We start from the raw sequence: 9170 nt of genomic DNA on the forward strand, positions 1-9170 counted from the left end.
CCTCCTTCCGGGAAGAGTTTTTGTACAAGATAACGTACAAAATCTGTGCACGTGCACACTTCCACATGATCAAAATTCATTAAATTTGTTTTCGTACGTTTGGATTTTTTAGATTTCAGCATCTACATGCTCTCAAACATACTTTTGATTGCCTAATTTGTTTCAAGAACCGATATTACTGCAATACAGCCACCACTTCCGCAGAGGATTATTTTTTTATTTGATGTGTCGTCAGTTTGATTGCACCGCTCCAGCACTTGTTTGTATAACTCCGGGTATTTTTCAAAAATCAAATACTCGAAGTCGTTATGTAGGTTTGCAAGTACGGTTTCGCGGTCATCATTGATGAGGGCTCCAACGATGACGCGTGCTTTATCTTTGTTTTGACGGCATTTTTCAAGGTCGATGTTCTCGTATGCCCAGGCGGTTTCGACTTCAATTTTGGTATCGATAATTTCGATATTGAGTTTGATTTCACTTTCGAGTGGTTCGATGATTTCACCGAAATGTGTGCAGTATGCAAATTGACTACCTTCTATAAAAAACGCACTATCCATGCTGATTTTGGAAGCGATATTTTTGAGTTTTTTTGGAGGAAAATTAAAATCCCACAGTTTGTTTAGCGCCTTTATGACGGCGGCGGCGTCGCTCGAGCCGCCGCCACAACCAGCTCTAACCGGTATGTTTTTTTTGAGAATTATTTTTATCGCTGTCAGTTTTTTTTCAAGATCCATAAAAACCCCGGATTCAATGGCTTCTTGCTTTAGCAAATTCGCGGCTTTGAAACAGATATTATCTTCACCTTCCGGGGCTGAATATTTTGAATCAGGATCAATTTCAACCACAATCTGAAAATGCCCATCCATAGGCTCTATTGTGATTTCATCACACAAGCTTGGCACCCGCGCGATTATCGTAGACACCAAATGATAATTATCGATTGGATCTTTACCAATAATATCCAGATACAAATTCACCTTCGCGGGCGCCTTCACAAATATACTACTCATAATCAAAAAATTAACTTATATAAGATTCACAAAGCATGTGCATTGTATACCTTTTCCAAATAAATCTATGCCTTCGCCGGAAGTTGCAGTGAGGCCTATTGTTATATTGGGATTTTTTTTGTAGTATGGTTTTAAAATCTCAATTATGCTTTTTTTCAAATCATTTTCTATCGCATCAATTTTTGGTTTTTTGCAGATTAATGCGATGCTCAAATTTCCAATAGAGTAGCCTGCACTTTGCATTTTTTCCAAAATAACTTTCAAATATTCTCGACTATCTTTGATTCCATTTTCACACATTTTATCAGCAGTTTGTCCGAGCGAACTTTCCCCGAGCGCGCTTGAGATAGCATTAAATAGCGCATGTAATATGATGTCCCCATCTGAATTTGCACTGAGTTTTGGAAAGTCTGAAAATTGTAATCCGCCAAGAGTTAGGATGCCGTCTTCTGCAAATTCATGTGAATCTTGCCCAACACCAACTCGTTGCTCACGAGCACAAGCATTTCCCAGTCCAATCCCCGCGCGCATTTTCCCCAAGTCCTCTTCTGTTGTAATTTTAAAATTTGTCTTACTTGCCTCGATCAATGTATAGGCGGCTTTTTCTTCAGGATTTCGATTAATCAAATCCAGCAATTGCAGGTCGTCAGTCATGGCAAGCGCGCCAGCTTGCTTGCCAAATAAGGTGCCCGAAGGGCGACGATTTTTTGCCTGTATTTCTTGAAACAGCTCAATTCCCTTTAAAAGTATATCCAGTCGAATACACTGAGGTGTCTGCATCGCATACAAATCCTCACGATTTAAAACTTCAAATGTCTCGCTACCTAGGCTTTTTCTTCTAATTGTATCTTTAACTTTGTGAGCAACCCCACATGCTCCAACTTTTATTGCTCCGTCTAAGCAAGCCTGAATTTCCTCGACCGTTACTCCGGGATTGGCAGCATTATGTATCATCACAAACGTATCCCCATATTCCTCCTCCTCTACATTTTTTAAAATTTCTTTGACTCCGGCCTGCATAGATTCGAACCTACTCCCTCCAGGCTTGACAAATTTCGCAAAAGGCATACTATTACCACTAATAGTGACGGTGAAAACATCTCCGAATATTTCACTTTCATGAAATATCCTATGAGTTCGCTCAATCACAGACTCATTTCCAAGCTTGCACGCAAGCTTATCCGAGCCAAATCGCTCACTCACTCCACCCCCTAAAATAAGTGCAAAAACATTCATTATAAGAATTAAAATAATACCTAATTCCACCGCAATATATGCTAGAAGAAGATTCAGGACAAGTGGAGACTTTGGACTCAGGCCTACTCTCTCAATTACCGGTTGGTATTTTGATGACAGCAAATGATCGTGATAATAGTTGCGTAGTTGAAGCTATGGATAGTATCCGGAAAACTTTACCTTTGGCCGCATTTTTAGTTAAACCATTTGGTATGACTGCATTTTTGGAATCTATAAAGGATGCCTTACATGGCCGGGAAGGTGATAATATTAAGAATTTATTGGGGGAAGATAAGGCGGTTGTTAATATAGAAGACGACATTCATCTGAATAGGATAGTTGGTGATATATTAGATAATGTTGGGTTAAATCGCAGATCTTTTTTAACGTACAATGAAGCTGTTCGAGCATTACAGGTTGAAGGTGGTAAATGTTTTGTTGAGATAGATGGGTCGAGATTTCAAGTTAGGCTTTTATTGCTGGATTTGCTTACACCGGGAGAGTATGGAATAGAAGATCTTATGGGATTCTTAGTTAAATCTTGACGTTTAGCAGCTCAATAAACTCAATTTCTCCTTTTTCGAATTTGCTTACTTTGTTATCATTTTCCTCAAGAAGTTTTTTTGTCGTACCGTTCCGAAGAGCACTATATGCTTTGTCCAAATTTGAAAAAGTCGATCTATTTGGTTCGAAAAATTCTAATTTTTCAGCCTTTGCAAGGTCGAGGCGAGGGAGTAGATTTGGTTTAACATTTGGATAATACAAACAGTAGTGAATTGGGATTTTCATGTCGGGGATAGCGGCGTGCATCATGACATTGCCGTCTTTGAAATAAACTATTCCGTGGACGAGGGACTGTGGGTGGATGAGCACCTCAATTTTTTCCGGAGGGAGTCCGAAGAGCACAGCTGTTTCTATTATTTCAAATCCTTTGTTCATGAGTGTTGCAGAATCGATTGTAATTTTTTTACCCATGTTTGGCCAAGTGGGATGGTTTAGTGCATCTTGTAGAGTGACATTTTTAAGCTCTTCTAAAGTTTTGCCGAAAAATGGACCGCCGGAGGCGGTCAATATCACCTTTTCTACGTTTTGTTTGATTAATTCCCATGAAATATTTCCATTTTCGTCGACGCAGTTTCTGCGTAAACACTGATGTATTGCGCAAATCTCAGAATCTATCGGCAAAATCATTGCACCATTTTCTTTTGCAATTCGCATCAAATCTTCGCCATCTGAAACCAGAGCTTCCTTGTTCGCAAGTGCAACATTTATGCCAAGTTTAAGTGCTTTTCTCGTAATTTCAGCACCATTTCCTCCGGAAATACAATTTACAACCAGGTCTAGTGGCCCTGCCAACAGTAAACTCAAATCATCATCGCCGGAACACGTTTTTTTTACAGAAAATTCTTCCGTTAATTCTTTTAAAAGTTCAACATTTTCATAACAAGAAAGTCCGACGATTTCAAAATCTCCAGGATTTTGACGTACCACTTCAAGTACATCTCGCCCGACCGACCCGGTCGCCCCGAGCACAACAATTCTTTTTTTATTCAAATTTGTATAGTTCATCGAATGTATAGTTCGTAAACTTAATTGACCCGCATACTAGCTTTGAAAATTAACTTTGTCTAGCTCCGCTTGACACCTAATTGCCCAAGAGATTGAGAGTACAAGGCGTAGCGATGCATTCACGGCAAGTTTTTTTGTTGAAGAGATTGAAGCTCCGAACGACCAGCCGGCTATAGATGCGGCCATTGCCCGAATCCGAACGTTAATAGCAAATTCTTGATTCTTTTGAGCCAACAGGATATTTGATTGCAAAAATCTTGTACTAGTACGAGTCAGAGTCATAAAAACCGCATAACAAAGTCGTATTTTCAAAAGAAAAGTTTAAAAAAATAAGTAAGCCTTAAAAAGTAGCTTTTTATAGAAAAAATAATGATTTTGCAGGCGAAGCGCCGTTCTTCAGAGGCTGTGCGCGCGCACACGTCATGAATGCCGAGTTTCAGACGTCATTCCCTGGAACAGCCGTTGAATGCCGTATTTCAAGGTTCAATCTCCGCAAAAACGCTTTGAACGCCGTATTTCAGACGTCATGGTTAAAAACAAGCCATGAAGTATGTATTTGAGAGGTCATTTTATGGGAGAAGGTGGTGGCTAGAATTTTAGAAATAAATTGATTGTTTTTTTATACTGCCAAGCCCACCTCCGTTGATCCAATAATTCTCGTCAATTTGACATATTACGAATTACGCGTACCATGCTATCTTAATTTTCAAAATGTTTAAATGCGTGATATAAATCAGCTTTTCAAAGGCCAAGCAGGTGATACCTATGAATTGCCAGATGATGAAAGAACTTTGGTTCGTGCGGCAACGCTTGCGGCTCGAGGTGCAGACACAACATATATTCGATTTAAAGTAGGCGCAGCTATTCGGTTGGTAGAGGACGTCTATATGAATAATGTAGCATCCGAGTTGGAGCGCAACTCACGTATCGTTCTTGGTGCTAATACGCAATTTAAAACATATGAAGGAGCTCATGCGGAAACAATGGCGCTAGATAGGGCGCTTATGATAACTCGTGATTTTGCGGCTACAGATGGTGGGGCGAGAGGGATCGTTAGTAAAATAGCGGTTTATTCTCCAGATTCTTCTGCACCTGTGCCACCATGTGGAGGTTGTCGTCAAAGAATATCTGAATTGGTATACGACCCAAATTTCTTCTCTATATAATCTTCCAAAATTTCGATAAATTCATTCGTGATATTCTCTCCGTTTAAACGACAATGTTCAGCGCCATCAATGTAAACTGTTGCGACTGCTTTTTCAAAAGTTCCGGGTAGGCTGATGCCAATATCTGCGTGCTTGGATTCGCCCGGGCCATTTACGACGCAGCCCATGACGGCGATAGAGAGTGTTTCACAGCCTGGGTATTTCTTTGCCCAATCTGCCATGTTATAAGTGATGTGTTTGTTTACATCAAGGGCAAGAGTTTGAAAATATGTAGATTTTGTGCGACCACAGCCCGGGCACGAAGTGACCGAGGGTGCGAAGTGCCTAAGTTCAAGTGATTGAAGAAGAAGCTTACAAACTTCGACTTCGCGAGTGCGCGGCTCGCTTGGGGTAGGTGTGAGCGAGATTCTGATTGTATCGCCAATGCCACGAGTGAGCAGAGCAGATGTAGCCGCGCTCGAAGATACAACTCCCTTCAGTCCAGCCCCGGCTTCAGTTAGGCCAAGATGAAGCGGGTAATCGCATTCTTCGCTCAGTCTTTCATAAATTTCTATCAAATCCATAGTGCGTGAAACTTTTGCACTTAAGATTATTTTTTCTTTCGGTAGTCCAAATGATACGGCGCTTTCCGCACTATCTAGAGTACTTTTAACGATTGCATCGATCAATACTTCACGATCATTTTTTGGTGAACCTACTTCTTTGTTTTCATCCATCAATTTTGTCAAAACATCTTGATCGAGCGATCCCCAATTCACACCGATTCGTATAGCTTTGTCATTTTCGATAGCTATTTTTACAATCTTTTCGAAATTATATCCATGAGCTTGTGCAACTCCTAAATTCCCTGGATTTACCCTGTATTTCCCAAGGGCTTTTGCCATCTCAGGATATTTTTCAAGTAAAATATGACCATTGTAATGAAAGCAGCCAACTAGTGGTACGCCGGCGTAGCCGGCTCCATCAAGCCCAGACCGTATTTCAGCCACCGCCCTTGCCGATGCATCATTGTTTACCGTAATTCGTACTAGCTCAGATCCCGCTTCAATAAGCTCAATGCACTGCGCCAAAGTCGCAGCCGCATCGGCCGTATCCGTATTCGTCATCGATTGAATTCGTACTGGATTTTTACCACCGATCCCGACCCCTCCAACCATTACCTCAATTGTTTTTTTGCGATTTTCCATATAATTTTTAGAATAACCGTAATGCAAACGGTCACTAGGCCGCAAAAACTACCAGTTTTCCTTGACTTTTACAACCTCTTTCATTACATTTTGCGGGCTTACGCATGCGCGAGTGAAGCGAGCTTGCGATGCGAAATAGGGCGCGAAGCAACCATATACGGTTTTTATCATCTAAAATTTATTTTGGCCAAAAGACTTATACTCAACGGAGACATAAGAGCCGATAAGGTTCGCTTACTCGATGAGAGTGGGGAACAAGTCGGTATACTTCCACTGAGTGTCGCACTTGCGCAAGCACAAGAAAAAGGTTTAGAACTGGCATTGGTAGCTACTCATCCGGAGACCCCGGTAGTCAAATTCCTAGACTATGGTAAGCACCAATACGAGCAGAAGAAGATGAAACAAAAGCAGCAAGCGAGAGCAAAGCAAGCTGATGTAAAAGGTATAAGACTTGGTTTGAATACAGGGCTACATGACATGGAGGTAAAGGTTAAGTCAGCTCAAAAATTCCTTTCCAAAGGACATCAAATTAAAGTTCAATTGCAACTGAAGGGAAGGCAGATGATGTACAAGCCTCAAGCAGTTGAGAAGATCAAAGAGTTCGCAAGCATGCTCGCTGAAGATGCAACTGTAGACGGTGAGCCAAAACCACAAGGATACCAAGTTACTATGATCCTTACACCGAAAAAATAATAAACTAAATTTTAATTACTAGACAAATGAAAGCAAAGACACACAGTGGGGCAAAGAAGCGCGTGAAAGTAAAAGGAAAGGGTAAGACGCTTACACTTACTTTTGACAAGGCTGCTCACCGACATCTTATGGTAAATAAATCAAAGAAACAAAAAGCTATTAGAACAACAGAAGCGCATTCTACAAACGTTCGTGCTTTAAAAAGATTGCTTAAAAAATAGTTAAAAAAATCCTGTTGATTTGGGCTAGAATTTCCAAATGACGGAGCGGAACGCAGCTCGCGAAAGCTTGAGTTGCTGGGTAAGGAGCGCAAAGCACAACCTTATCCCATAATAATATTTATATCTTTAAAATTCTAAAACAATGACAAGAGTAAAACGCGGCGTTACACAACGCGCAAAACACAAGAAAGTACTAAAGGCTGCAAAAGGTTACCGAGGGTCACGCTCAAAACTATTTAAAGTTGCAAAGCAGGCGGTTATGAAAGCCGGAATGCATGCGTACCGTGATCGTAAACTTAGGAAGAGAAACATGCGTCAATTATGGACACTTCGTATGTCAGCATCTCTCCGTACTTTGGGTACAAACTACTCACAGTTCATGGACAAATGCTTCAAAAAAGACGTTCGAATAAACCGCAAAATGTTTTCAGAACTTGCAACTCGCAATCCGGAAGTATTCAAATCTATAGTTGAACAAGTAAGCGCATAACATCATAAATATATAATCAAAAAGCCCCGCATTCGCGGGGCTTTTTTAGTCCAATTTAAGTGATTACCGGCACTTCGTATCCTCCAATTGTCACTACTATTTCCGCACCCTTTAAGGTTTCATCAGGAAAGCTAATTTTATTAATATGAAGACCTGGTGATGTAATTGTATGACTTATTATATTTCCATTCTTTGGTGTAATTTTAACTACTATTTCTCCTGGTATATAAGCAATGTTTGGTGGCCACATTTTGTCTCCATCTATGATGCGAGGCTTAGTATGGAAATTTAAGATAATAAGACCTTTTCCAGGAATGACAACTGCACTTGCTACTTGCTTACTTTTAGCGCCAAGTTCTTTGACGGCAAAAGTAGAACGTTCCCATTCATCAAAATATGGGGAAGCTTGACGTGCTATTTCTATCATTTCAGTTTTTGTAAAACCTATTGTTCCATTAGTACGTTTTTCTGATATAAATCTATAATAATTTTTTATAAAATCCGGATCCATTGCAAGTAATCGCTCCCACTCAACTGTAAACTTACATTGAGTTAATATTTGCAAATCTACATCTAGTATTCCCCCATTATACCCCTCATCTACAAAGCTATAGTCCAATCCTAGGTCAAAAAGCGCCGATAGCTTTGGGTTTTCTTTTAACAGGGCGATATTCTCATCTTGAGAGGTTACATAGCCGAGTAATCGTTGAATTACATATGCATGCCCTTCATGGAAAGATTTAGATTGAGCCCCTTCCGGTTGAAGAAAAATATGTGTAAATTCATGGATAATAACACCCTCCGAATGATCATTCAGAACAAGTCGCTCCAAAATTGGCGTTTCCTCCGCTACCATATCTCCTGATAGGGTTGGAGATCCTATGACTTTCCACGGAACGAAACCATTCTGAGTTAAGGATGGGTCTTTTTCAATGGGGCAATCGATTTCACGGGGAAATCGCATAGTTTCTTCACCGAAGTAATTAACGTATCTGTTATACGCAGAACGAATTCCATTGAAAGTTTCTTCTTTTTCATATGATGAAAAACCACTTCCTTTTTCGAAATAGAACCTCACATTTCCAAGTACAAGCTCCTTTATTGGAGCTACCTCAGTCGCCGACTTAACGGGACCTTCTTCATTAGATATTAACAACGCCACGCCTCCACCTGCCGTGAGGACTGTGGCAATCCCTACACGAACGATAGCAGTTCTTCTGCTTAATTCTTGAACTTCAGCGGTTTCATCTCCCAAATCAGCCCTTTGTTTTTTAGCTTTTTTGCTTCCCCCAGTTGGTATGGATGTTCGTTCAAGCTTTTCACGCCTTTCAGCAAGATCTTTTCCCCAAATTAAACGTGATACAATACTGGGCATGGTTGGCATATTTATATGCTAAGACCGTATTATACGTCAAAACACCGCCACGTCAACCGACTCAGGGTTCTTTAAACAAATTGGGCAATCAAAAGTATGTTTGAGAGCATGTAGATGCTGAAATCTAAAAAATCCAAACGTACGAAAACAAATTTAATGAATTTTGATCATGTGGAAGTGTGCACGTGCACAGATTTTGTACGTTATCTTGTACAAAAACTCT

10 protein-coding genes are annotated in these 9170 nt (G+C 40.4%); 5 read left to right on the forward strand and 5 right to left on the reverse strand.

The window, feature by feature from the left end:
- Positions 1–152: 152 nt before the first annotated feature.
- Complete coding sequence (gene ispE, locus Q8P68_04920) at positions 153–1010, reverse strand: 4-(cytidine 5'-diphospho)-2-C-methyl-D-erythritol kinase (protein ID MDP4008504.1); 858 nt, start codon at positions 1008–1010, stop codon at positions 153–155.
- Between the two features lie 15 nt (positions 1011–1025).
- Positions 1026–2246, reverse strand: a complete 1221-nt coding sequence (locus Q8P68_04925) for a bifunctional 2-C-methyl-D-erythritol 4-phosphate cytidylyltransferase IspD/2-C-methyl-D-erythritol 2,4-cyclodiphosphate synthase IspF (protein ID MDP4008505.1) — start codon at positions 2244–2246, stop codon at positions 1026–1028.
- A 38-nt stretch (positions 2247–2284) separates the two neighbouring features.
- Here Q8P68_04925 and Q8P68_04930 point away from each other — a divergent pair, with 38 nt between their 5' ends.
- Complete coding sequence (locus Q8P68_04930; GenBank protein MDP4008506.1) at positions 2285–2791, forward strand: hypothetical protein; 507 nt, start codon at positions 2285–2287, stop codon at positions 2789–2791.
- Here Q8P68_04930 and Q8P68_04935 read toward each other — a convergent pair.
- Entirely contained in the window at positions 2781–3815 is a 1035-nt protein-coding gene (locus Q8P68_04935; GenBank protein MDP4008507.1) for a 1-deoxy-D-xylulose-5-phosphate reductoisomerase, read from the reverse strand. The genes Q8P68_04930 and Q8P68_04935 overlap by 11 nt on opposite strands.
- A gap of 719 nt (positions 3816–4534) precedes the next feature.
- On the opposite strand from Q8P68_04935, the gene Q8P68_04940 reads away from it, so the two are divergent.
- Positions 4535–4981: a hypothetical protein gene (locus tag Q8P68_04940; protein ID MDP4008508.1), complete on the forward strand. Its 447-nt coding sequence runs from the start codon at positions 4535–4537 to the stop codon at positions 4979–4981.
- Here Q8P68_04940 and ispG read toward each other — a convergent pair.
- A complete protein-coding gene (ispG, locus tag Q8P68_04945; GenBank protein ID MDP4008509.1) occupies positions 4933–6168 on the reverse strand; it encodes a flavodoxin-dependent (E)-4-hydroxy-3-methylbut-2-enyl-diphosphate synthase in 1236 nt (411 codons plus the stop codon). The genes Q8P68_04940 and ispG overlap by 49 nt on opposite strands.
- Before the next feature lie 183 nt (positions 6169–6351).
- Between ispG and infC the strand changes: the two genes are divergently transcribed.
- From infC to rplT, 3 genes are all read left to right on the forward strand, one after another.
- Positions 6352–6861, forward strand: a complete 510-nt coding sequence (gene infC / locus Q8P68_04950) for a translation initiation factor IF-3 (protein ID MDP4008510.1) — start codon at positions 6352–6354, stop codon at positions 6859–6861.
- A gap of 26 nt (positions 6862–6887) precedes the next feature.
- A complete protein-coding gene (locus Q8P68_04955; GenBank protein MDP4008511.1) occupies positions 6888–7082 on the forward strand; it encodes a 50S ribosomal protein L35 in 195 nt (64 codons plus the stop codon).
- Between the two features lie 142 nt (positions 7083–7224).
- Positions 7225–7572 carry a 50S ribosomal protein L20 gene (rplT, locus tag Q8P68_04960; protein ID MDP4008512.1) on the forward strand — a complete coding sequence of 116 codons (348 nt, stop codon included), beginning with the start codon at positions 7225–7227 and terminating at the stop codon, positions 7570–7572.
- Between the two features lie 55 nt (positions 7573–7627).
- On the opposite strand, the gene Q8P68_04965 is transcribed toward rplT, so the two are convergent.
- Positions 7628–8947, reverse strand: coding sequence for a hypothetical protein (locus Q8P68_04965; protein ID MDP4008513.1), 1320 nt, complete (start codon positions 8945–8947; stop codon positions 7628–7630).
- Positions 8948–9170 lie beyond the last annotated feature (223 nt).

Source organism: Candidatus Peregrinibacteria bacterium (genome assembly GCA_030700255.1).
GTDB lineage: Bacteria > Patescibacteriota > Gracilibacteria > UBA1369 > JABINC01 > JABINC01.